Source organism: Amycolatopsis tucumanensis (assembly GCF_021654135.1).
Lineage (GTDB): Bacteria > Actinomycetota > Actinomycetes > Mycobacteriales > Pseudonocardiaceae > Amycolatopsis_E > Amycolatopsis_E tucumanensis.
Genome location: NZ_JAKGSD010000001.1, coordinates 40,265 through 63,456 on the forward strand (window position 1 = coordinate 40,265; position 23,192 = coordinate 63,456).

The following is a 23,192-nucleotide window of genomic DNA, read 5'->3' on the forward strand; positions in this document are numbered from 1 at the left end:
TTTTCCGATACCTTGGCTGGTGTGGACCTGAACCTGCTGCGCACCTTCCTCGCCGTCTACCGTTCGGGCTCGTTCACCGCGGCCGCGCCCCTGCTGGGCCTGTCCCAGCCGACGGTGACCGCGCAGGTGCGCACCCTCGAGCAGCAGCTGGGCCGCGCGTTGTTCACCCGCCTCCCGCGCGGCGCCGAACCCACCCACCTGGCGCACGAGCTGGCGGGCCGGATCGCGGGGCCGGTCGACGCGCTGGCCGCCGTCGCCGCGACGGCCACCGTCCACTCCGGACCGCCGGAGCCGGTGTACCTGGCCGGGCCGGCCGAGCTGCTGTGCGTGCGTGTGATGCCCGCGCTGGCGCCACTGGTCGCCGGTGGCGGGCGGCTGCGGGTGGCGACCGGGCTGACCGATCCGCTGCTGGAGCAGTTGCGCGCCGGGCACCACGACCTGGTGATCTCGACCCGCCGTCCCCGCGGCCGTGCGCTGGTGGCGTACCCGCTGATGGACGAGGACTACGTGCTCGTCGCCGCGCCGTCGTGGGCCGCGCGGGCCGGTGACGACCCGTGCGGCGCGGTGGCGGGCCTGCCGCTGGTGACCTACGCCGAGGACCTGCCGATCGCGCGCCGGTACTGGCGGGACGTGTTCGGCAAGCGGCTGACCGCCGAGGCGGCGGTGACCATGCCCGACCTGCGCGGGGTGGTGGCCGCGGTGACCGCCGGCGCCGGGTACAGCGTGTTGCCGCGGTACCTGTGCGCCGCCGAGCTCGCGGCCGGCGCCCTCGTCCCGCTGCACGAGCCGGAGGAGGCGCCGTTCAACACGGTGTTCCTGGCGCAGCGGCCCGGCTCCGAGGTGAACCCCGCGGTCGAGCGCGTGCGGGACCTCCTTCTGCGCGAGGCGCGCACCTGGTAGCTCAGATGACGATGCCCCGTTCCCGGATCGCGTCCCACGTGTCCAGGGGCAGCTCGGTGAGGGCGAAGACGTCGTCGACGGCCGAGAAGCGGACGCCGGCGCGGGCGTCGACGATCTGCTGCGCGACCGCGGGGTCGACGGCGCAGGTCTGGGCGATCGCCGTGGCCGGGGCGGCGTTGAGGTCGACCAGGCCGCCGTCGTCGTAGTCGCGGGGCAGGTCGGGGCGGCCGATGCGCAGCTCGCGCGCCATCGCCGGGTCGTTCGCGGCCAGCTCGCGGGCCTGCCTGCGGCGTTCCCGGGCGGCCTTCACCCGGGCCACCGCCGGATCCTCGGGTGGCGCGGCCGGGCGCGGGGTGCTCCCGCGGCGCCGCAGGAAGTGCTGCTGTACCGAAGCGAGGGCGATCATCGCGATCATCACGGCGCCGCCGATGACCGAGCGCGTGTCGTCCGCCGGCGTCGACGTCCTGTCGCCGGGCGGCAGGACCGCCAGCACGGCCACCAGTACCGCGAAGTACAGGACCGCCCACAGGTGGATCCGCGGCCGGCGCAGCCGCACCGCGGCGTGCACGAACGGCACCCACGCCAGGATGCCGAGCGACAGGATCGTCACCGGCAGGTACCACCAGCCGGTCCAGCGGCCTCGCGTGCTCGTCGTCATCCCGGTCCTCCCCTTGGCTGTTCCTGCTTCGACGCGCGCCGGGGGCGTTTGGTTGCCACCCCGGCCGAGCGGGTACCGCCCCGGGGACGGAAGGAGTCGCCATGCCGAAACCGGTGTCCGAGCAGGTGGTCGTCATCGTGGGGGCCTCCAGCGGGATCGGGCGGGCCAGCGCGCTCGCCTTCGCGGAGCGGGGCGCGCGCGTGGTGTGCGCGGCGCGCGGTGTGGAGGCGCTGGACTCGCTGGTGCGGGAGATTCGCGACGGCGGCGGCCAGGCTCTGGCGGTGCCGACCGACGTCGCGGACCCCGCCGCAGTCCGGCGGCTTGCGGACGAGGCCGAGCGCGAGTTCGGGCGGATCGACACGTGGGTGAACGCCGCGGCGGTGGCGGTGTTCGGGTATGTCGAGGAGATCAGCGACGCGGAGTTCGAGCGCGTCATGCGGGTGAACTTCCTGGGCCACGTGCACGGCACGAAGGCCGCGCTGCCCGCGTTGCGGCGGGCCGGTGGCGGGGTCGTCATCGGGATCGCCTCGGTCGAGGGCGTCCGCGCCGTGCCGTTGCACGCCCCGTACACGGCGAGCAAGTTCGCGCTGCGCGGGTTCTACGACTGCCTGCGGATCGAACTGGCCCAGCGCGGCGACCCGATCGCCGTGTCGACGATCCTGCCCGCGGCGATCGACACCCCGTTCTTCGAGCACTCGCGCAGCAAGATGGGCGCCCTGCCGAAGCCGCCGCCCCCGGTGTACGCGCCGGAAAGCGTGGCCGAGAGCGTGGTGTTCGCCGCGGAGCACCCGCGACGGGAGATCCCGGTCGGCGGGGCGGCGCTGGCGTTCTTCCTGGGGCAGCGGCTGTCGCCCGCGTTCACCGACGCGGTGCTTTCGGTGCGGCGGCTGGGAGCCGGGGCGTTCCGCAACGAGCGCCCGGACAACGGGGTGGACAATGTGGACAGTCCGGTGGCGGAGACGGGGAGCGTGCACGGCAGCGAGGGCGGCCGGGTGTTCCGGGGCAGCGCGTTCAGCCGGGCGGTCGGGCGCCTGCCTCGCCCGGGGGAGCTGCTGACGGCCGCGGTGTCGGCGCTGCACCGCCGGGAGGCGTCGCGCTGACCCGGCTCGCCGTGCCGGCCGGCCTGCAGGCCTCCGGCAAGACGACGTTCTACCGGCGGTGCCTGGCCGGGGACCACGCGCACGTCAGCAAGGACCTGTGGCCGAACGCGCGACGGCGGGAGGCGCCTCAGTCGCGGTTGGTCGCGGAGCTCTCGGAGGTAGGGCCCGCCGGACCGCGCGGGATCGTTGCGGCGCAACGCTTCCCGTGCACGCCGCGTGCCGGAGGTCGGCCTGTTCGCGACACTGGCCCGGCTCGAGCCGCTGGACTGGACCGAAGGGTTCGACGCACTGTACGAAGTGGAGTTCGACGGAGCGGGCGGGTTCGTGGTGCGTCCTGGCCCCGGGCGTCCCGCTGCGCCTGGCGGGTGAGGCCGAGGACGTGCAGGCACGCCTGCGCCGAATCGGCGCCGGGATGAGACCTCGCGGCGACACCGGTCCACTGTGGAGGCCCCCATCTGCACGACGTTCAGTCAAAGAATCACCCACCACTGCTCTACATCGTGGTTGAAACACACTCGCGTTTACCGGTGTTCTACTTCGGAACGAGCACCAAACGGACTCGAAACGGTCACCGAGCGCATTCCGGCGTGATCATGTTCCGCCATCCGGGGTAGCGTGCGCCTGCTCGTAGCGCCGCCCGGCGGCGCGCGAAATCCCCCGACCCTTCCTGGAGTTCCCACGATGACGTTCATCGGACGCCGGTCGCTGCGCGCGGCCGTCGCCGGGGCCCTGCTGGCCACCGGTTTCGTTCTCGGCACCGCGACGGCCCACGCGGCCGCCGAAGACCCCCGTGCCACGCGGCACGAGGGCAATGCCAGCACCTGCGCCGATGCCAAGCTCGCCGGCTCGATCCTCACCTCGCCGGACGACTACACCTACACCCGCGGCAAGCTCGAGGACGACCAGTACCTCGACATCCTCACCGTCTCCCCGGACATCACGGTGACCGGCATCGTCGTCAAGGGCGGCAGCGCCTACAACGTCTACGAACCCGGCAAGCTCGGCCTGCCGGACAGTCCACCGTGGATGGACCTGCGGGCCCCGGTGACCGGCCAGAACGCCAACATCCCGCAGCTGAGCCACTGGTTCGTCTGCGGCACCGAGAACACGACCACCACCACGACGACCGCGCCCAGCACGCCGGGGACCGGGACCACCACCGCGACGACGACCGCGTCCCCGGGCACGTCGTCGTCGAGCGCCGTGAGCACGACGCCGGAGTCCAGCGCGGGCACCACCAGCAGCTCCGCGGCCGGCGGCGGCGCCGTCGCGACCACCAGCGGCGGCCCGAAGGCGACCACGCAGAACGCCGAGGAACTGGCCTACACCGGGTTCGACGGCGGCTGGCTGATCGCGCTCGGCGCGGCGCTGGTCCTCGGCGGCGCGGCGCTGCTGTTCGTGGTCCGCGCCCGCCGGAAGGCCTGATCCACCCGCCCGGCGGACCGGTCACCTCCGGTCCGCCGGGCGGTCAGCCGACGCCGGCCGTGCGCGCCCACTCCGCGATCTGCGTGCGGTTGGCCAGGTTCAGCTTGTTCAGGATGCTGCGCACGTGGCTCTCCACCGTCCGCTCCGAGAGCACCAGCCGCTCGGCGATGGCCCGGTTGGACAGCGCCGCCGCCAGCAGGCCGGCGATCTCCCGTTCCCGCGCGGTCAGCGGATCGGCCGCCCGCAGGCGGTCCAGCAGCTCCGACGCGCGCCGCACGGCGCCGGGCATCCGCAGGCGCCGCGCTTCCGACAGCGCGACCCGCGCGAGCGGTGCGTCGCCGGTCAGTCCGGCCAGCGCGAGCCGGTTCAGCACGACGTACGGGCGCGCGCCGGTGCGGGTGTCGATCGCGATGGCCTCGGCGAACCAGCGCCGCGCGTCCTCGTCCCGGCCCAGCACCGCCGCGGCACGCGCCCGCCACGCCACGAACGTGTCCGAGCAGAACACCCCGGCCCCGCCGGAGACCACCGGCGGCAGCGTGGCGAGGTGGTCGGCCACCAGCCCGGCGATCTCGCGGTCGCCGAACTCGTCCGCGAGCAACAGCAGGTGGAACGCGGTCGCCGGGTTCTGGGCGAGGAACGCGGTGTCGACCTTCGGCCGGACCGCCTCGTAGCGGGCGGCCGCTTCCGCCCGCCGCCCGAGCACGAGCGCCACCACCGGTCCCGACACGACGGCGATCGCGAGCGCCGGGGTCTGGTCCAGCGCCAAGTCGGCGCCGTCGGGGATCTCGCCCGGGTCGCCGGTGACCGTGGCCAGCTGCTGGCGGAACGCGAAGGACAACCCGGCCGCGGTCTCGTCCTCGGCGAGCTCGGCGGTGGCGACCTCGGTGGCCAGCTCGTCCAGCTCCCTGGCCGCCGCGAACGACCCGCGGTAGGCCAGGACCGACGCGCGCAGCCGCAGCTCGTGCCAGCGCACCAGCGGCAGCCGGGTGGCGCGCGCCAGCTCGGAGATCGCGGCCAGCTCGACGTCGACGGCGGTCATCGTGCCGACCTCGAAGGCCGCGTCCAGCCGCCACTTGTGCCCCCACAACGCCAGCAGCGGCTGGCCGGTCCGGGCGGCGAGGTCGATGGCCAGTGTGGCGAGCCGGAGCCGTTCCGGCAGCGGCAGCTCGATCGGCCACACCTTGAACCGCGCCCGCACCGCGTCCACGAGCGCCTCCGGGTCGCCGCTGGACTCGGCGAGCGCGAGCGCCTCGTCGGCGAGCCGGGCGGCTTCCGCGGTGCTCCCGGTCTCGGCCGCCAGTGACGCGCACTGGGCCAGCAGCCGGGACCGCGGCGCGGGATCGTGCACGACGCCGAGCGCGGTCGTGGCCAGCTCGGCCAGGCCCGGCACCAGATCCGGGGCGGCGATGTCCCGCACGACCAGTGCCGCCGCGGCCGCGAGGTCGGGACGGCCGCGCGCGGCCTCGCGGGCGTGCTCGAAGGCCTGCCGGAAGCGGCCCGCGCGGTACTCGGCGGTGGCGAGCTCGATCAGCAGCTCGGGCAGGCGCGACAACTCGCCCGCCCGGCGCAGGGCGTCGTGCGCGAAACCCAGGAACCGGGCCGCTTCGGCGAAGGCGAGCGAGCGCGTCGCCTCCGCGGCCGCTCGCCGGGCCCAGTCCGCGGCGCGCGACAGAGCGGGTGTGTCGGCGGCGGACCGCAGCCAGTGCCCGGCGACCACCCCGGCCAGCGCCGGATCCCGCCGGGCCCGGTCTTCCAGCGCCCGCGCGGCGCGGGCGTGCAGGGACTCGCGGACGCTGGGTTCGAGGCCGGCGTAGATCCCGTCCCGCACGACGGCGTGCGCGAAGCGGCGCAGCCCGGCGCCTGCCGGCACCAGCACCCCGGCCCGTACGGCGGGATCGAGCCAGCGGGCCACATCGTCCACTCCGGACACTTCGGCGAGGACGGCGCTGTCGACCTCCTCGCCGAGCACGGCGGCGATCTCCAGCAGTTCCCGCGTCGGCGACGGAAGCGCCGCGACCGTCGTGCGCACGAGGTGGCCGAGCGGAACGCCGTCGCCGGACCGCGCGATCGCCCGCAGGTACAGCGGGTTGCCGCCGGATCGCCGCAACGCGTGCCGGGCGTCGAGGCCGCAACCGTGGTGGGCCAGGAACTCGCGCACCTCGGTTTCGGACAGCGGCGGCAGGGTGATGCCGTGCGCGCCGGGACGGCCGAGGAGGTCGGGCAGCGCCGCGTCGAGCCGCCCCGGCTCGGTGTCGCGGTAGGTCGCGAGCACGGCGAGCCGGGACCGGTGCAGCTCGCCGGCCAGGTGCCGCAGCAGCCGCAGCGACGTTTCGTCCGCCCAGTGCAGGTCCTCCAGCACGAGCACCAGGCCGTCCGGCTCGGCGGCGGCCACCAGCGCGTCGGTGGCGGCCGCCGCGAAGCGGAACCGCGCGGCGGCCAGGTCGCCCACCTGGTCCGGTTCCGGCACGTCCAGCCCGGCCAGGACGCGGCGCCACGGCCACAGCGGCGGCGCGCCCGGATCGTCGACGCACCGGCCCCACCGCACCGGCGCCGGGCCGCCCGCGGTGGCTTCCTCGCAGAGCCGGGTCTTGCCGATGCCTGCCGGGCCCGCGACGAGCAGCAGTCCGCCCGCGCCCGCGGCGGCGTCGCCGAGCAGGCGCGCGACCTCGCCCCGCGCCGCGGCGCGGCCGACGAACGGCTCGGTGCCCACGCCAGGAGTATCGCCCGCGCGGCCCGCTCCGTGACGGGATTCAGTGCCGCGCATCCGTGCCGGCACTGATGTGGCGGCCCCGCCGCCGGGCGGACAGTCGTGCGGTCACCACAGCGGGAAGGAGAACCCGATGTACGCCACCGTTCACCAGTTCCGGCGCTCGTCCGGCGACGGAGACGAGGACCGGGGCACGTCCCGGCCCGGCTCCCTCGGCGGCTGCGTGCTCGCCGAGATCGCCGGCGCGGCCGGCGCCGAGATCACCTTCTGGCCGGACCGCGACAGCGCTGCCGCGGACGGCGGTTCGGCGGTCTACCAGGTCGAGTTCACCGGCACCGCGCCGGGCGAACCGCGGTTCGCGCAGCTCACCTGGTTCGCCGGGCCGCGCAGGCAGGAGGTCTCCGACGCCGGGGCGCGCGCGGGACGCGACCGGATCTGGCCCGCCGTCCGCGAGGTGCCGGGAGCAGGCAACTGCTACGCGCTGGTGGGGGAGGACAACGCCTGCCTGGTGCTGGGTTTCGCCGACAGCGTCGAGGCGATCGAGGCGGCGCAGCGGGCCGTGATGACGACCGAGCTGCTGCCCGGCGAGGACGAGGCCCTGCTCCCCGGCCCGGACCGCGTCGACGTGCACCGCGTGCTCCACGCGGACCTGCCCGCGCCGGTGGGTGATCCCCGATGACCGCCGTGCGCAGCGGGAACTGGACCGTCGTCGCCGCGGGCACCACCGCGCGGTTCGCCGTCCGGAACCTCGGGTTCAATCGGGTCACCGGCACCATCCCGGTGCGGGGCGGCTCGGTGCAGGGCTCGGCCGTGCGGGCCGAGCTCGACCTCGAGGGGCTGGACACCGGCCACGCGAAACGGGACGCCGACCTGCGCAAGCCGAGCCTGCTCGACAGCGCGGCCCGGCCGGTGCTGCGGTTCACCGGCACTGCTGTCGACGCCGGGCGTGTCGACGGCGCGCTGGAGCTCCGGGGCGCCACCTGCCCGATCACGCTGACGGTCCAGCCGGCCCCGGACGACCGCCCGGAGGCCCCACACCTGATCGCGACCGGCGTCCTCGACCGGGCCCCGCTGCGGATGCGCGTCCCGCGGTTCGTGATCGGCCGTCACATCGAGATCACTGTGGACGTCCGCCTGGCGCCCGGTTGACCACGGTTCATCCCCGGCGGGTGGTGCGTGCGGCCGCGGGCGGGCGGATCGTGGACCGCGTGGGATCGCGGGCACTGGCCGGCCGGGACGGCCGCCGTCCGGTCCACGCCGCGGATCTGCGGATCCGGGCGTGGGCCGCCGGCCGCGAGGCCTGCCTGGCCGAGGCGGTGGAGGCGATGGTCCGCAGCTTCCTGGGCCGGGTGCCGCGGCCGTCGTCCGACGTGCGGTTCAGCGTGTCCGGCGGCAGCGACACCGACCTGCTCCGCGCCCTGCTCACCAGGGCGATCGACTGCATCCGCGTGCTGAACCGCATCCCGGTGTCCGTCACGGTCGTCCGCACGGCCACCGGGTTGTCGGTCGAATGCGCGACGGTGGACGCGGGCGCGATCCTGCCGTGCGGCGCGCTCCCGAAGCGCGTGTCCGCGACGGGGTTGCGCTGCGAGCCGGCGGGTGACGGGCGGTGGCTGGCCACCGCGCTGATCGACGTCTGAATTCAGGGCGCGGGCGCGGTGCCGCCGAGGTGGGCGGGCAGCCACCACAGGTCGTCGGGGCCCGCGGGCTTGTCGGGGTACTCCGCCTGCGCCTTGTCGAGCAGCAGGCTCATCCGGTCGCGCAGCTCGCGGGTGACCGCGTCGGCGTCGTCGTCCGGGCCGGTGCGCAGCGGCTCGCCCATCAGGATCGAGACGGGCACGTGCCGCTGTGTCAGGTTGCGCGGCCTGCCCTTCGTCCACAGGCGCTGCGAGCCCCACACCGCCATCGGGATCAGCGGCACCCCGGCCTGCGCCGCCATGCGTGCCGCGCCCGACTTGACCTCCTCGACGGTGAACGACGGGCTGATCGTGGCCTCCGGGAAGACGCCGACGACCTCTCCGGCGCGCAGCCGGGCGACCGCCTCGTCGTAGGCGCCGCGGCCTGCCTTGCGGTCGACCGGGATGTGGCGCATTCCGCGCATCAGCGGCCCGGAGATCCGGTGGTCGAAGACCTCTTTCTTGGCCATGAAGCGCACCAGCCGCTTCGCGGGCTGCGCGCCCAGCCCGCAGAAGACGAAGTCCAGGTAGGAGACGTGGTTGCAGGCGATGACCGCGCCGCCGCGGGCCGGCACGTGCTCGCTGCCCTCGACCCGCAGCTTCAGGTCGAGGACCCGGAACATGGTCTTGGCGAACAGGACGACGGGCGGGTACACGAGCTCTGCCATCCCGTCAGGTTACGGGACCGTAGGTTACTTTCGCGTAGGGTGCGGATGTGACGTTCGTCCGGTTCTCCGGTCGGAAGGTGACGGGCCGGCCAGGGCGTCGAACAGGTCCGGCAGCGGTCATCGCGGCGATCGTGTCCGGCCGACGCCGTGCTCGCCGGCGTTCCCCGCAGTTCCACGGCTCCGGTCAGGAAGAAGTTGCGCCACGTCGCTCTCCGCGGGCGCCTCGGTGCCGGGGGTGACCTGCACGACCACGCGCACGAGGAGCGGGTCGATGACGATCACCCCGGCTCCGCCGTCGTCCGCGATTATCCGGGGATCCGTCAGCGCTCCCAGGAAAATCCGTGTGGCGCAGGGCCCTCCGCGGCCGTCACCGCTGGAGCCGGCGTGCCTCGCCGCCGTGGACGACCACCGCCCAGATGACCACCACGTCGAGCGCGATGACGAGCGTGGCCCACACCGGGTACGCCGACAGGAACGCCAGCTGGGCGACCGCGTTCACCGTGGCCAGGACGACCGCCGTGACACGGGCCCACGCGGCGCCGGTGAACAGCCCGATGCCGGCGGCGACGGCGAGCGCCCCGACGATCAGGTGCACCCAGCCCCAGCCGGTCAGGTCGAACACCAGCGTGCCCGCGGCCCCGACGAGGTAGTACTCGTCGTTGAACAGGGCGACCAGCCCCTCGATGACGTTGAAGATCCCGAGCAGCACCATCATCGCGCCGCCGAACCACACCCAGCCCATCCAGGCCGAGCGTGACTCGTACGGGGCGGGCGCCGGTTCCGGGGGACGGGTGCCGCCCAGCGGCTCGACGTGGGGCTGCGCATGCTGCTGAGTCATGGGTTCCTCCTGCTGGAGCGGATCAGTCGGTGAGCCGCATCTCCCGCCCGTGCGCGATGAGCGCGTAGATCACGAAGACGTCGAGCGTGATGACGATGAGCGACCAGACCGGGTACGCGGGCACGAAGGCGAGGTGGATGATCGCGCTCGCGCCGGCCAGGATCGCGCCGAGGTACTGCGCGACGCGGTTGCCGGCCAGGACGCCGCAGCCGATGACGACGGCGGTGACCCCGAGCCCGAAGTGCACCCAGCCCCACACGTCGTAGGAGACCTCGACGACGAGACCCGACGAGGGCACCGCGAAGTAGTCCTCGTCGAACACCGCGACGAGGCCCTCCACCGCGTGGAAGAGGCCGAGCAGGACCAGCATGATCCCGCCGAAGGAGACCCACCCGGTCCAGCCCGTGGCCGTCCGGGGTGGGGTGGAAGAGGTGTAGCTGTCGGTCATGTCGCGCCTCCCGCGGAAGCCGGGGTCCGGACGTTCCACGGTGCACCGCCGCCCGCGCGGACGCCTCATTCCCCGCGGGTGATGGCACCGGGCCGCGCGCCGCGCACAGTCCCCCGCGTCGAAACCCGAACCGGGTGAACAGGAGGAAGGTATGGGCACGTTGAGCGTGTGGAAGTTCGAGTCGCCGCACGGGGCCGAGAACGCACTCGGGCTGCTGACCAGGCTGCAGAAGGAACAGCTGATCAGGATCCAGGACGCGGCGTACGTCAGCTGGCCCGAAGGGCGGAAGAGGCCGAAGACCAAGGAACTGGGCAAGCTGACCGGTGCGGGCGCGCTCGGCGGCAGTTTCTGGGGCTTCCTGTTCGGGCTGATCTTCTTCATCCCGTTGCTGGGAATGGCGGTGGGCGCCGCGATGGGCGCGCTGGCCGGGTCGATGCGGCACGGCGGCATCGACGAGGACTTCATCCGCGAGGTGCAGCGCCAGGTGACGCCCGGGACGTCGGCGCTGTTCGTCGTCACCAGCGAGGTCGTGGCCGACCGGGTGCTCGAACCGTTCAAGGAGACCGGCGCGACCCTGATCACCACCAACCTCTCCGCCGAGCAGGAGACCCGGTTGCGCGAGGCCTTCGCCGAGTCGGAGGAGGCGCAGCGGGTGTGACCGTCAGGTGGTCCGGCCGGACAGCACCCGGAACAGTGCCGCGACCACGGCCCGCGTCCCCGGTGGCAGCAGCGCCGCCGGGGACGCTCCGGGCGCGTCGCGCGGCACCCGCACCCGCAGCGCGCCCGGCAGGATCCGGAACCGCAGCGGCGGCGCCAGCCGCGCCGCCTCACCGTCGACGCCCGCCTCGACCGCGGGCAGTCCCGACTCCACCACGAACTCCGGCGCCGACCACGACCGGTACCCGGGGAACCGGGAGATCCGGCCCGCCATCTCCGCCGAGACCAGCCGCGGCACCTCGGCCGCGCGGTTCACCGTCACGGTGACCACGCCGAGCGATCCGCGGTCCAGGCGTTCCCGCGTGCCGAACCCGCTCAGGTGCTCCAGCCGGTAGGGGCCGTTGGACACCAGCACCACGTCGGCCGATTCGCTGCGGGAACCGTCCGGCAGGCCGAACCGGAGGTCCGGCCGCGGCGCGTCCGGGCCGAGCAGGCCGGGCAGCTGCCGGGCGACAGTCGCCGCCTTGGCGTCGCGGTAGTCGGGCGACTGGACGACCGAGGCGTAGACGCCCAGCGAGACGTTGTTGACGAACACCCGCCCGTTGAGCTCGGCCAGGTCGATGCGGCGTTCCAGCGCGTCGCCGAACGCGGCCAGCGCCGCGGGCACGTCCTCCCGGTCCAGTCCCAGGTCGAGCGCGAGGTGGTTGCGGGTGCCCGCCGGGACGCAGACGAACGCCAGTCCGTGCCGCCGGGCCACGTCGGCGACCAGCGCCTGCGACCCGTCGCCGCCTGCCATGCCGAGCACGTCCGCGCCGCCGTCGGCCGCCTGTTCGGCCAGTGCCCGCAGGTCGTCGCCGGGGCGCAGCTCGACCGGCTCCACCCCGAGCGCGCGGGCCCGCTCCGCCAGCCCGAACCGGGCCGCCTTCCCGCCGCCCGACCGCGGGTTCAGGATCAGCACCCCGCGCCGGGCCGGGCCGACGCGCTTGCCGTCGGCGGACGGCGGGTGCCCGAGCGCGGCCCGAGTCGCCGCCCCGGACAGCGCGACCAGCACGACCACCACGAGGAACCACAGGTAGGCGCGCAGATCCGGGAGCGCCACCGTGGCGGCCAGCGCGAGCACCGCCACCGCGGCGGACAGGACGCGCCGCGGTCCCCGCCGCACCAGCGCCGCCCACGCGGCCGCCACGGCAACCCCCACGAGTACCGCCGCGACCACGAGCTCGACCGGGTCCCGCAACAGCACCAGGACCGTGACGGCGAGCGCCGTGGCGCCCGCGAGCAGAGCGGCGAGCGCGAACCCGCGCCGCGCCGCGGGGGAGCGAACCGCACGACCGGTCATCGCCACACACCGCCTCCCGCTGCCGGGCCACCACTGTGACCGCGGGGCCCGGGACCGGCCTCACCCGGGCCGGAGGAGGCGTTCCGCGGCGCCGGCGCGGACCGTGCCGGGATGACACGCACCACGACACGCACGATGCCCCTGGCGGCCGTGGACGGCGCCGGCCTGACCCGCGCCGAGCGGGCCGGACGCGGAAAGGCCGCGCGGACGCGGGTTCCGCGGTCCCGGCACGCCGCCTGGACCCGTGACGGACCCGGGCCGCTGGAACTTCTCGCCGGCCAGGACGCCTCCCGCGTGCCCGAGCTGGTGCCCATCCGCTACGGGCGGATGGCGGTCACGCCGTTCACCTACTTCCGCGGCGCCGCGCTGCCGATGGCCGCCGACCTGGCCGGCACGCCGGTCACCGGGTTCACCGTGCAGGCCTGCGGTGACGCCCACCTGATGAACTTCGGTCTCTACGCTTCGCCGGAACGGCGTCTGGTCTTCGACATCAACGACTTCGACGAGACGCTGCCGGGGCCGTGGGAGTGGGACGTCAAGCGGCTGGCGGCGAGCGTCGAGGTCGCCGGGCGGGACAACGGCCACACCGGCAGGCAGCGGACGACCGCCGTGCTCGCGGTGGTCGGCGAGTACCGGCGCGCGCTGCGCGAGTTCGCCGCGAGCACCGCGCTGGAGGTCTGGTACGCCCACGCCGACGTGGAGACCGTGCGCGAGGTGTACGCCGGCGAGCTCTCGGCCGGGCGGCGCCGGCGCCTGGACCGGACCGTGGCCAAGGCCCGCAGCTCCGGCCACAGCGGCTCGTTGCGGCGGTTCGCCGCGGTCGACGGCGGGCGGCTGCGGATCGTCCCGGACGAGCCGCGGATCATCCCGCTGGACCGCGTCGCGGGCGACGGGGTGGACCCGGCCGAGACGGCGGAGCGGCTGGACGCGATCCTGCAGGCGTACCGGCGCTCGCTGGAGCCGGAACGGCGGGCGCTGCTGGACCGCTACGCGGTCGCCGACATGGCGCTCAAGGTCGTGGGCGTCGGCAGCGTCGGCACCCGCTGCTGGATGATCCTGCTGCTCGGCAACGACGAGCACGACCCGCTGTTCCTGCAGGCCAAGGAGGCGGGCGAATCGGTGCTGGAACGGTTCGCCGGACCGAGCCGGTTCGCCAACGCCGGGCAGCGCGTCGTGGTCGGCCAGCGCCTGATGCAGACGGTGAGCGACATCTTCCTCGGCTGGGTGCGGGTGCGCGGGTTCGACGACCGCAGCCGCGACTTCTACCTGCGCCAGCTGCGGGACTGGAAGGGGTCGGCGGCCGTGTCGGGCATGCGGCCCGAGGGGCTCGCCGCCTACGCGCGGTTGTGCGGCTGGACCCTGGCCAGGGCGCACGCGCGGTCCGGCGATTGCGTGGCGATCGCCGCCTACCTGGGATCGTCTCCGGTGTTCGACCACGCGGTCCGGGACTTCGCCACCACGGCCGCCGACCAGAACGAGCGCGACCACGGTGCGCTGCGCGCGGCGATCGACGAGGGGCGCATCACCACCCGGGACGGGTGAGGCCGGCGCGGGCGGTCCGCGGCACGATCCCGGCATGGTGGCAGCGGAGGGCCCACGGCCGGGTCCGGCCGCCGCGGATCTGGTGCTCGGCGGCGGCGCACTGGCCGTCACCGCGCTGCGAAGCCTGGCGCGCACTGCCCTCGCGCCCGTGCGGCCGGTGCTCGCGCCGGTCGTGCGGACCGGGAACTGGCCGGCCCCGCTGCGCGAGCTGGCCGAAGACGGGCAGCGGCGGCGGCAGGAGGCGGTGGCGCACGGTGTGCGCCTGTTCCGCCGGGTCGCGCCCGCCGTGGTGGTGACCGTGCTCGACGAACTGGACCTGGCCGGGATCGTGCGCGGCGTGATCGAGGAGATCGACCTGCCGGAGATCATCCGGACCTCGACCGGGTCGGTCGCGAACGAGTCGGTGCGTGACGCGCGGATCCAGGCGATGGCCGCGGACGACGCGGTGGCCCGATGGGCGGGGCGGATCTTCGCCGCACGGCGGCGGCCGCTCCCGGCCGGGCATGACGCCGCGACCTGACGGTGGGCCGGGTGCGGCCTGGTTCGCCGCGCTGCCCGCACCCGCGCGCGCCCACCAGGGCAGGCCCGCCGGACTGGTCAGCCGCACCCTCGCCGCGGTCGTGGACTGCGTGGTGCTGGGCGTGGTGCTCGCCGGCCTCTACCTCGGGTGGGCGGTGGTCGAGTACTCGCTCGACCCGGTGCGGTTCACCTTCCCCGCGCCGGCCAGGCTCGTGACGTTCGCCGTGGCCGCCGGGATCGCGGTGCTCTACCTCGCCGTGTGCTGGACCGCGACCGGCCGCAGCGTCGGCGACCAGCTGCTCGCGCTGCGCGTGGTGGACCACCGCGGCCGTCCGCCCCGCCCGGTGCGGGCGCTGGCGCGGGCGCTCGGGTGCGTGTTCGTCCCGGTCGGCCTGCTGTGGGTGGTGGCCGGTGGCCGCCGCCGGTCGCTGCAGGACCTGCTGCTGCGCACGTCGGTCGTCTACGACTGGAACCCCCGGCTCCGGCCGGTCTCACCCGGAACGAGTGACGCCGGGGACAGCGCGGCGTAGTCATCGTGGCGGGGTTTCCGGACGAGGGGAGGCGATCGTGGTGGATGCTCGCGTGCGGTCCGCGGGCGTGGCGCTGGGCGCCGCGGCCGTCCTGTGCGCGGTCGCCTGCGGTGGGGAGGGCGGCTCGGCGACGTCCACCACCACCGCCACCACCGGCGGCAGCCCCGCGACGAGCGCCACGAGCCGTCCCGAGTGCGCAGCCCTCGTGTCCACCGGGCAGGCGCTCGTCGAGACGGTCACCCAGTTCGTCAACGGGCAGGCCACCGGCGAGCAGGTGCGCGTGGCGGCCGAGCAGCTGGCCGCGTCGGTCGAGATCGTGCGCGCCGTCGTCGGCGCGGACACCGCCGCCCGGCTGGACGAGGCGAAGGCCGCGCTGGAGCGCGTGCGGTCCGCGCTGACGGCGCTGCCGCCGGACCTGCCGCAGGTGCGGGCCGCGGCGAACGACGCGCTCGCGGCCCTGCGCGAGGCCGTCACCCTGTGCCAGGCGAGCCCGCCGTCCGGTTGATCACCTCGTCGCCGCGGGGCTGGTCCAGGAACTGCAGCACGCCGAGGGCGAACACCAGCACCAGTGCGATCACCAGCACCGTGAGCCCGCTGGGGCTGCTCAGCGAGACGAAGACCAGCACGGCGACGCCGAGCAGGCCGAACCGGAGCGCGGTGAGGTGCGCGTGCACCCACGGGCCGACCGGGCCGGTGCGCAATCCGGCCTTGGCCCCGCCGCGGCGCAGCCAGCCGATCGCCTTCCCCGCGCCCCGGCGGACGCCCACCGCTGTGGCCGACGGCCCGGCCAGGAACGCGCCCAGCGCGACCACCAGGCCGATGGCGAACACCAGCCGCAGGCCGTCGCGCAGGAACCGGACGATCAGGTCGTAGGAGACCCCGGCGGCCACGGTCGCGCGCGGCGGCACCGCGCCGACCAGCACGCCCCGGGTGATCAGCAGCGCCGCGGCGATCACCAGCATCCCCAGCGACACACCGAGGCCGGCGCCGATCAGCGCGCGCCGGTGGCGCCGGGCGGCGTAGACGCCCAGGGCGATCAGCGCGAGCGCGACCCACGGCAGCCAGGTGGCCGCCTTGTCCAGCAGCGAGTAGCCGTTCTTCGCCCGTTCCAGGGTGGTGGCGTCGGTGATCGCGATCGTCGGGTGGACGTCGGGGATCCGGCTCGCCACGCCGAACCCGGACTGCACCAGCTGGTTCTTGGCCTCGGCGATGAACGGCGCGAGGTCCAGCCGCACCTCGCCGTCGGACACCACCACCGCCTCGCTCCGGCCGGACAGCACCGCGTTCATCTGCTCGCTGGCCGTGCGCAGCGAGCGGTCCCACAGTTCGGCGACGCGGGGGCCGGACACGATCGCCGCGACCCGGTCGCGCACGAACCCGCGCAGGCTCGACTCCAGCGGCCCGGCGAGCCCTTGCAACCGGTCGGTGACCGCGGGCGGGACGCCCTGGGCGCTGAGCACACCCAGCGCGTCGGAGGTCAGCTCGGGCACGTCGACGTACTCGAACACGGTGGCGGTGACCCGGTCGGTGATGGCGGTCTGCACTGACGGTTCGCGGATGACGGGGCTGGTCGTTTCGACGAAGCGGTCGGTGTCGGCCACCTGGTTGTGCACCCAGACGGTCAGCAGGGCGACCGGCATCAGCAGGCACCCCAGCGTCAGGATCACGCCCGTGGCCAGCGAACGCCACCGGATCCGCCGTCTCGGCGTGCGCTCGCGCAGCGTGGCGATTTCCGCGCGCAACCGGTCGAGTTCCGCGCGCTCGCCGTCGGTCAGCGGCGTGGCACGGCTCGAGGTGTCAGTCATCACCGGTCTCCGTTCTGGGCAGCTCGGGGATCCGGTGCACCGACACGATCTGCAGGCCGAAGTCCTCCAGCAGCAACAGCAGCCCGTGCAGGTGCGCCTGGTCGGAGACCGCGCCGTAGATGATGGTCTCCGGCGGAGCGGGGACGACGCGCACCTCGCTGAACTCGCCCACCGCCTGCCGCAGCTGCGGTGAGCACCGCCCGTGGACACGGAACTCGTAGTTCATCTCCGGCACGACTCCGCCTCCTCGAGCAGGTGGGGGCGACGGCATCCGGCCGCTGCCCGGCAGCGCCACACTCCGTGCCGGGCGGGCCGCTTTCCTCGCCTGCCCTGGGTGAGATGCCACTGGCCGCTGGAAACGGCCGCGCCGGGTGTCCACACTGGGAGCCGGCGAGAGGGAGTGTGATGCGGGACCCGGGGAGCGGGGAGGATCGCGGGCGCGTGCCGAGGAGCAAGATCACGGCGCCCGATCTGCCCGCGCACTTCGTCTCCCGTCCCCGGTTGCTGACGCTGCTCGACCGAGCCGCCGCTCCGGTCACCGTCGTCCGCGCGCCCGCCGGGGCCGGCAAGACCCTGCTGCTCGCCGAATGGGCGCGCAGCCGCGGGGCCGGCCCGGCGGCGATGGTGTCGCTGGATCCGGACGACCGCGACGACCACCGGTTCTGGTCGGCGGTCCTCGACGCGTTCGCCGCGGGACCGGGGATCCCGCCCGGCAGCCCGTTGCGCACGCTGAGCGTGCCCCGCGACCCCGCCGCCGACCCGGGTTTCCTCGCCGAGGTCCTCGACGCGCTGGACGTCCTGCCCCGGCGGGCGCTGCTGATCCTGGACGACGTGGAGGCGCTCGCCGGCGCGGGGCAGCGGACCGCGCTGGACGCGCTGGTGCGGCACCAGCCGGCCGGCCTGCGGCTGGTGCTGTCCGGGCGGCGCGAACCCCCGCTCCCGCTGGCCCGCCTGCGGCTGTCGGACCAGCTGTTCGAGATCGGCCCCGATGACCTGCGGTTCACCCCGGCCGAGACGCGGGCGTTGTTCGCCGTGAGCGGCGGTGACGTCCCGGCGCGGGTTCTGGGCAGGCTGGACGAGGAGGCCGAGGGCTGGGCGGTCGCGCTGCGGCTGGCCGCCGCCGCGGCCGTGCGCGAGGGCGGTCTCGACGAGTTCTTCGCCGGGCACGACCGGGCGCTGGAGGAGTACCTGGACCAGGAGGTGCTGGCCGGGTTCGACGAGGCCGTGCGGGAGTTCCTGCGGCTGATCAGCGTGTGCGCGGACACCTCGCCCGCGCTGGCCGCCGCCCTGGCCGGCCGGTCCGACGCCGCGGCCGTGCTGCACGACCTCGCCGGGGCCGGTGTCGTCGTGCGGGAAACGGGCGCGGCGGACGGCTACCGGATCCTGCCGCTGCTGCGCACCTACCTGCTCGCCGATCTCGCGCGGCGCGACCCGGACCGGCTGGCGGGCCAGCACCGGCTCGCCGCGGCGTGGTTCGAGGGCCGGGGTGACGCCGCGCAGGCGCTGCTGCACTCCGCCCGCGCCCCCGACGCCGCTCGCACGGCCGCCCTGCTGCGGACGGACGCGGTGCCGCTCTTCCTCGCCGGCGAGCACACCGTGCTGCGGGAGGCGCTCGGGGTGCTCGGCGAAACGCCGGTGGCGCGGGAGCCGCGGCTGGCGTTGCTCGCGGCGGCGCTCAGCCTCGAGACCGGTGAGACCGGCACGGCCGAGCTGCACCTGCGCCACGCGGAGGACGCGTGGCCGGCGGAGCCGCAGCCGGAACTCGTGGTGCTCCGGCAGCTCGCCCGCTCCCGCCAGGCCCAGCTGGACGGCGACCTGGCCGAAATGGCGAGCGCCGCGCGCGAGGTGGACCCGGAGCTCGCCCGCGACACGGATCTGGAGGCGCTGGCCGGGCTGCAACGCGAAACGGAGGTGCTGCTGACCGGCGAGCGCCGCGGCGCGCGGGACCACGTCGACGCGGTGGCGAACCGGGCCGGGGCGACCGGCCAGCGCCACGTCGAGGCCCGCGCGCTGACGATGCTCGGTGAACTCGCCGTCCTGGACGGGGATTTCCCGGCGGTGGACCGAATCGGCGAACGTCTCGACTCGGTGGCGGCCAGCGCCCGGGGCACGATCGAAGGCGCGACCACCGGCGTGGTCCGCGCATACCGCGCCCTGCTGCGGGCCGAGCCCGAGGAGTGCGTGCGGCTCGTCGTGCAGACCACCCGCGCCGTCGACGGCATGGCCGCGCGGATCGGGGGGAACCTGGAGGTGGCCGCGGAGATGCTCGGCGGCGCCGCGCAGTTCGACACCGGCGACTGGCAGGGCGGCCTGCGGCGGATGCGCCGGGTGCGCCTCGGCCTCGGCGACCGCGCGCTGCAACCGGAGTACGCCGCGGTCTCGGGTGTCCTCGAGCACCGGGCGGCGCTGCTGGCCGGCGCGGCCGACCACGCCCGCGAAGTCGTGGCGTGGTGCCTGAACGAGTTCGGGCGGACCGCCGAGCTCCTGCTGATGCGAGCGCGCGCGCAGATCGCGCTGGGCAGGCACGGGCCCGCCGCCAAGGCACTGCAACCCGTCGTCGACGGCAGCGTCACCGCCGTGCTGCCGTGGTCGGCCATCGAGGCGCGCCTGTTGCGCACCCGGATCGTCCTGCACCACGGCGACCTCGACACCGCGCGGCGGCTGGTGGCCGAGGCCCTGGCCGACGCGGAACGCCTCGACGTCTGGCGGCCCTACGTGTTCGCGCCGGAGGAGGTGATCTCCGTGCTGATCGGACTGCTCGGCAGGCTCGGCGGGCGGGAGGGCTTCGCCGCGAAACTCCTGGAACGCAGGCGGCACCTGGGCGGCAGCGCGATGCCCGAGCCGCTCACCGAACGCGAGCGCAGCGTGCTGCGGCTGCTGCCCACGCTGCGGTCCGTCGAGGAGATCGCCAACGACCTGACCGTGTCGCCGAACACGGTGAAGACCCACGTGCGCGGGATCTACGCGAAACTGGGCGTGCACCGGCGGCGGGACGCCGTCGCGGTGGCGATCGCGCGCGGACTGCTCGACGTGCACGGCGCGGAACCGGGGGAATGACGACCCTGTCCGGTGAGGACCCTTGGCCCTACCCCGGACACACCGTCCGCCCATAGTTTCTCCAGTCATGCAGGAAAAGGCGGCGAATCCCGCCGGCGGGCGGCGGTGGGGTGTCCCGCACACGAAGGTCGTGCCACCGCGGTTGCCGGGAAATTTCGTGCGCCGGCCGGGGTTGTGCGAAAAGCTCACCCTCGCGGTGGCCACCAGCCCGGTCACGCTCGTCTGCGCGCCCGCTGGGTGCGGGAAGACGCTGCTGCTGGCCGAATGGATGTCCACACTGGCGCGGGACGCGGTGTGGGTTTCGCTCGACCACGACGACGACACCGCGCAGCACTTTCTGACTTCGCTGCGGTTCGCCATCACCGAGCACACGCTCGCCACGGTGGAACCCGCGCTGCGGCACCGGTCCGCGCCGCCCGGCGACGCCGCGGTGACGGTCGCCGAACTCCTGCAGGCGATCGAGGCGCTGCCCCACAGGCTCGTCGTGGTGCTGGACAACGTTCAGGAGATCCCCGGCCGGGACGTGCTGCGCGTGCTCGCCGCGGTGATCCGCCACCAGCCCCGCAACCTCCGCCTGGTGCTGGCCGCGCGGTCGGATCCCCTGCTGCCGCTGGCGAAGCTGCGCGTGCAGGGCCGTCTGACGGAATTCCGGGCGGACGCGTTGCGGTTCGGCCCCGCCGAGGCGCGTGAGCTGCTCGACGGGTGTGGTGTCCGGCTCAGCGAAGACCAGTTGCTGCGCCTGGTGAGCCAGACCGACGGCTGGGCCGCCGGGCTGCGCCTGGCCGCCCGCTCGCTGCGCACCACCCAGGACCCGGACCGGTTCGTGCCGTACTTCGCCGGCCACGACCACGCCATGGCCGACTTCCTCACCGGCGAGGTGCTCGCGCACCTGCCTGGCGACTCCCGTGAGATCCTGGCCATGCTGAGCGTGAGCGACCGGGTGACGCCGCGGCTGGCCGCGGCGCTGACCGGGCGCGACGACGTCGGCGGCCTGCTGGCCGGGCTCGAGCGGGAGGGCGTGCTGGTCACCGCGGTCGAGGGCGAGCCGCCGTGGTACCAGCTCCACCCCCTGCTGCGGGCCTACCTGCGGACCGAGCTCACCCGGCACCAGCCGGACCTGGTGACCGTGCTGCACCAGCGGGCCGCGCGGTGGTTCGCCGGCCAGGACCGCCCCCGGGAGGCGCTGTTGCACGCCGAGCAGACCGGCGACGAGCGCGCGGCCGCGGAACTGTTGCACGCCAAGGGAATGGACGTGCTGCTCGACGGCGGGCCCGGGCTCGTGCTGCGTGCGCTGGACGCCGCGGGGAGCCTCGTCGCGCGGGACGCCCGGCTCCTGCTCTTCGCCGCGCTGGCCCACCTCGAGCTCGGCGAGCTGTCCGCGGCCGAGTCGGACATCGCGCGCAGCTCCCGGGTGTGGCCCGAGCGGCCGGACGAGGGGCTCGCCGGGTTCCGGCGGCTCGTGGTGTCCGCGCACGGGCTGGCCTGCGGCCGTGCCCCGGCGCCCGGTGGCGCCGGGGTGTGCCGGTCGGCCGCGGCGGAGGCGTGGGCCCGCCTCGACCACGGTGTCGCGTTGCTCGCGGCGGGCGACCACGGCGGCGCCGCCGGGGAGCTGGCGGCCGCCGACCGGCTCAGCGACGAGCAGGACCTGCACTACCTGGAAGTGCACACGAAGGCCGCGCACGCCCTGCTGGCGGTGGCCGCGGGCGACGACGCCGGGGCCGCGGAGGCGAGCGAGCTCGCCCTCACCCTCGCCGGGCACGGCACTTGGAAGCGCTCGCCCTGGCTGGCGGTGTGCCGAGCGATACTCGGCTTCGCCCGCTTGCTGCGGACCGATCTGCGCGGCGCCCTGGAACTCGCCGCCGGCCTGGACGGCGTCGAGCCGAGCGCGCTGCGCTTCGCGGGCGGGGTCATCGAAGGCGCCGCCCGGTACGACGGCGGCGACCGCGCGGCCGGCCTGAAACTGTTGCAGGACAGCCGGAGCGCCCTCGCCGGCGCGCCGGTGCCGCGACCGCTCGCCGCGATCGCGATGGCGCTGGAGCACCAGTGCGCGCTCGTCCTGGCGCAGGCCCCGCACGCCCGCGACGCCGCCGAGTGGGGCGCGCGCCGCCTCGGCCCGGTGGCGGAAGTGCACCTCACCGTGGCGCGTGCCCGGTTCGCGCGCGGTGACGTGGACGGATCCGTGCGTGCCCTGCGGGCCGCGCGGGAGCCGGGCGTGCCCCGGCTGGTCGCCGGCACGGAAACCGAGCTGGCGCTGCTCGACGCCGCGACCGCCCTGCGGCTCGGCTGCCGCACCAAGGCCAGGGGATCGCTCGAAGAGGCGCTCGTCTCCGCCGTTCCGGCCGGGATCGTCCGTCCGTTCGCCTACGCCGACCCGGAGGTCAAAGTGCTGCTGCTGGACCAGATGGGCGGGTTCGGCGCGGCCGAGACCTTCGCCGCGCGGGTCCGGCGGGTGCTGACCGAGGACGGCGCGGCGACCGCGGCGGTGCTGACGAACCGGGAACTGGTCGTGCTGACGCGCCTGACCTCACCGCAGCCGCTCGACGAGGTGGCTTCGGAACTGCGGGTGTCGGTGAACACGGTGAAGACCCACGTGCGGGCCATCTACGCCAAGCTCGGCGTGAACAACCGGCGGGCGGCCGTGGTCGCGGCGCGTGAGCTAGGCCTCGGCTGAGCGGTGGCCGTGGCGCGGCAGCGTGCCGTGCTCCTCGCGGCGCACCTCCACGCCCCAGCCGAACAGCAGCGCGCCGCCCAGCACCAGCTGCAGCCCGAGGATCCAGACCAGCACGACCAGGCTCGCCGAGGTGTAGGCGAGCACGAGGATGCCGGTGACCAGCGCGAGCGCACCGCAGGCGACGCGCCAGGCGCTGCCGGTCTCGCGTTCCGCCAGCCCGTGCACGATCTGGATCAGGCCGGCGACCACCCAGAACATCCCGAGCAGCAGCGTCAGCGCCGCCAGCGTCGGGAACGGGTACCGCACGAAGACGATGCCCACCAGGATCGACAGCACACCGGCCAGCACGGGCAGCGTGCGCTCCCCGGCGGACCGGTCCCCGGCGGACAGCGCCGAGACGAGCCGGACCACGCCGTCGACGATCGCGGAGATCCCGAAGACCACGGCGATGACCTTCAGCGTGGCCTCCGGCCAGGCGAGGACCACCGCGCCGGCGGCGATGGTCCCGACGCCGATCGCCATGACGGCCCCGGACGAGCCTGCCGCGCCGGCGAGTGAGTGGACGGTCCCGCGTCGCGGGCTGGTGTTCGCGGTCATCGCGCCTCCTCGGTCGTGTCCTGGCGGCAGCGTCCTCCCGCGCGGGAGCGGGGAA

The 23,192-nt window shown here is 75.0% G+C and carries 23 protein-coding genes; 13 read left to right on the forward strand and 10 right to left on the reverse strand.

Features of this window, described 5'->3' with window-relative positions:
• Positions 1-21 precede the first annotated feature (21 nt).
• Entirely contained in the window at positions 22-900 is an 879-nt protein-coding gene (locus L2C96_RS00210) for a LysR family transcriptional regulator (protein ID WP_237334610.1), read from the forward strand.
• A gap of 1 nt (position 901) precedes the next feature.
• Here the strand turns inward: L2C96_RS00210 and L2C96_RS00215 are convergent, their stop codons facing one another.
• A complete protein-coding gene (locus L2C96_RS00215) occupies positions 902-1,558 on the reverse strand; it encodes a hypothetical protein (protein ID WP_237334611.1) in 657 nt (218 codons plus the stop codon).
• 101 nt (positions 1,559-1,659) lie between these two features.
• Here L2C96_RS00215 and L2C96_RS00220 point away from each other — a divergent pair, with 101 nt between their 5' ends.
• Complete coding sequence (locus tag L2C96_RS00220; RefSeq protein WP_237334612.1) at positions 1,660-2,658, forward strand: SDR family oxidoreductase; 999 nt, start codon at positions 1,660-1,662, stop codon at positions 2,656-2,658.
• Between the two features lie 681 nt (positions 2,659-3,339).
• Complete coding sequence (locus L2C96_RS00225; protein ID WP_237334613.1) at positions 3,340-4,083, forward strand: LPXTG cell wall anchor domain-containing protein; 744 nt, start codon at positions 3,340-3,342, stop codon at positions 4,081-4,083.
• Between the two features lie 43 nt (positions 4,084-4,126).
• Here the strand turns inward: L2C96_RS00225 and L2C96_RS00230 are convergent, their stop codons facing one another.
• Positions 4,127-6,793, reverse strand: a complete 2,667-nt coding sequence (locus L2C96_RS00230) for a helix-turn-helix transcriptional regulator (RefSeq protein ID WP_237334614.1) — start codon at positions 6,791-6,793, stop codon at positions 4,127-4,129.
• Positions 6,794-6,923: 130 nt separating this feature from the next.
• Here L2C96_RS00230 and L2C96_RS00235 point away from each other — a divergent pair, with 130 nt between their 5' ends.
• From L2C96_RS00235 to L2C96_RS00245, 3 genes are read left to right on the forward strand one after another with little or no spacing between them, the layout of a single operon-like run.
• Entirely contained in the window at positions 6,924-7,469 is a 546-nt protein-coding gene (locus L2C96_RS00235; protein WP_237334615.1) for a hypothetical protein, read from the forward strand.
• Positions 7,466-7,939, forward strand: a complete 474-nt coding sequence (locus tag L2C96_RS00240) for a YceI family protein (RefSeq protein ID WP_237334616.1) — start codon at positions 7,466-7,468, stop codon at positions 7,937-7,939. The genes L2C96_RS00235 and L2C96_RS00240 overlap by 4 nt, the downstream gene beginning before the upstream one ends.
• A gap of 59 nt (positions 7,940-7,998) precedes the next feature.
• On the forward strand, positions 7,999-8,430 hold the full coding sequence (locus tag L2C96_RS00245; protein WP_235716207.1) for an archease: 432 nt from the start codon (positions 7,999-8,001) through the stop codon (positions 8,428-8,430).
• Positions 8,431-8,432: 2 nt separating this feature from the next.
• Here L2C96_RS00245 and L2C96_RS00250 read toward each other — a convergent pair whose 3' ends face one another.
• From L2C96_RS00250 to L2C96_RS00265, 4 genes are all read right to left on the reverse strand, one after another.
• A complete protein-coding gene (locus L2C96_RS00250) occupies positions 8,433-9,134 on the reverse strand; it encodes a lysophospholipid acyltransferase family protein (RefSeq protein WP_237334617.1) in 702 nt (233 codons plus the stop codon).
• 117 nt (positions 9,135-9,251) lie between these two features.
• Positions 9,252-9,416 carry a hypothetical protein gene (locus tag L2C96_RS00255; RefSeq protein ID WP_237334618.1) on the reverse strand — a complete coding sequence of 55 codons (165 nt, stop codon included), beginning with the start codon at positions 9,414-9,416 and terminating at the stop codon, positions 9,252-9,254.
• Positions 9,417-9,501: 85 nt separating this feature from the next.
• Positions 9,502-9,972, reverse strand: a complete 471-nt coding sequence (locus L2C96_RS00260; RefSeq protein ID WP_020420116.1) for a DUF7144 family membrane protein — start codon at positions 9,970-9,972, stop codon at positions 9,502-9,504.
• A 22-nt stretch (positions 9,973-9,994) separates the two neighbouring features.
• On the reverse strand, positions 9,995-10,420 hold the full coding sequence (locus L2C96_RS00265) for a DUF7144 family membrane protein (RefSeq protein WP_020420115.1): 426 nt from the start codon (positions 10,418-10,420) through the stop codon (positions 9,995-9,997).
• Positions 10,421-10,571: 151 nt separating this feature from the next.
• On the opposite strand from L2C96_RS00265, the gene L2C96_RS00270 reads away from it, so the two are divergent.
• Positions 10,572-11,078, forward strand: a complete 507-nt coding sequence (locus tag L2C96_RS00270) for a DUF1269 domain-containing protein (RefSeq protein ID WP_020420114.1) — start codon at positions 10,572-10,574, stop codon at positions 11,076-11,078.
• A 3-nt stretch (positions 11,079-11,081) separates the two neighbouring features.
• Here the strand turns inward: L2C96_RS00270 and L2C96_RS00275 are convergent, their stop codons facing one another.
• Entirely contained in the window at positions 11,082-12,416 is a 1,335-nt protein-coding gene (locus L2C96_RS00275) for a diacylglycerol/lipid kinase family protein (RefSeq protein WP_237334619.1), read from the reverse strand.
• A 111-nt stretch (positions 12,417-12,527) separates the two neighbouring features.
• Between L2C96_RS00275 and L2C96_RS00280 the strand changes: the two genes are divergently transcribed.
• The 4 genes from L2C96_RS00280 to L2C96_RS00295 are packed head-to-tail and all read left to right on the forward strand — an operon-like array spanning position 12,528 to position 15,512.
• Entirely contained in the window at positions 12,528-13,958 is a 1,431-nt protein-coding gene (locus L2C96_RS00280) for a DUF2252 domain-containing protein (protein ID WP_237334620.1), read from the forward strand.
• 34 nt (positions 13,959-13,992) lie between these two features.
• Positions 13,993-14,478, forward strand: coding sequence for a hypothetical protein (locus tag L2C96_RS00285; protein ID WP_020420111.1), 486 nt, complete (start codon positions 13,993-13,995; stop codon positions 14,476-14,478).
• On the forward strand, positions 14,462-15,007 hold the full coding sequence (locus L2C96_RS00290; RefSeq protein WP_084506146.1) for an RDD family protein: 546 nt from the start codon (positions 14,462-14,464) through the stop codon (positions 15,005-15,007). Before L2C96_RS00285 ends, L2C96_RS00290 begins: the two co-directional genes overlap by 17 nt.
• Positions 15,008-15,044: 37 nt before the next feature.
• The gene (locus L2C96_RS00295) at positions 15,045-15,512 is read left to right on the forward strand and encodes a hypothetical protein (protein ID WP_237334621.1); all 468 of its coding nucleotides are present in this window, start codon (positions 15,045-15,047) and stop codon (positions 15,510-15,512) included.
• Here the strand turns inward: L2C96_RS00295 and L2C96_RS00300 are convergent.
• Both L2C96_RS00300 and L2C96_RS00305 read right to left on the reverse strand, forming a co-directional pair.
• Positions 15,478-16,812, reverse strand: coding sequence for a hypothetical protein (locus L2C96_RS00300; protein WP_237334622.1), 1,335 nt, complete (start codon positions 16,810-16,812; stop codon positions 15,478-15,480). The two genes, L2C96_RS00295 and L2C96_RS00300, sit on opposite strands and share 35 nt — an antisense overlap.
• Positions 16,805-17,038 carry a DUF8691 family protein gene (locus L2C96_RS00305; protein ID WP_039791719.1) on the reverse strand — a complete coding sequence of 78 codons (234 nt, stop codon included), beginning with the start codon at positions 17,036-17,038 and terminating at the stop codon, positions 16,805-16,807. Before L2C96_RS00305 ends, L2C96_RS00300 begins: the two co-directional genes overlap by 8 nt.
• 215 nt (positions 17,039-17,253) lie before the next feature.
• On the opposite strand from L2C96_RS00305, the gene L2C96_RS00310 reads away from it, so the two are divergent.
• The gene (locus tag L2C96_RS00310; RefSeq protein ID WP_237334623.1) at positions 17,254-19,869 is read left to right on the forward strand and encodes a winged helix-turn-helix domain-containing protein; all 2,616 of its coding nucleotides are present in this window, start codon (positions 17,254-17,256) and stop codon (positions 19,867-19,869) included.
• A 67-nt stretch (positions 19,870-19,936) separates the two neighbouring features.
• On the forward strand, positions 19,937-22,540 hold the full coding sequence (locus L2C96_RS00315; RefSeq protein ID WP_237334624.1) for a winged helix-turn-helix domain-containing protein: 2,604 nt from the start codon (positions 19,937-19,939) through the stop codon (positions 22,538-22,540).
• On the opposite strand, the gene L2C96_RS00320 is transcribed toward L2C96_RS00315, so the two are convergent.
• The gene (locus L2C96_RS00320; RefSeq protein WP_237334625.1) at positions 22,526-23,137 is read right to left on the reverse strand and encodes an HdeD family acid-resistance protein; all 612 of its coding nucleotides are present in this window, start codon (positions 23,135-23,137) and stop codon (positions 22,526-22,528) included. The genes L2C96_RS00315 and L2C96_RS00320 overlap by 15 nt on opposite strands.
• Positions 23,138-23,192 lie beyond the last annotated feature (55 nt).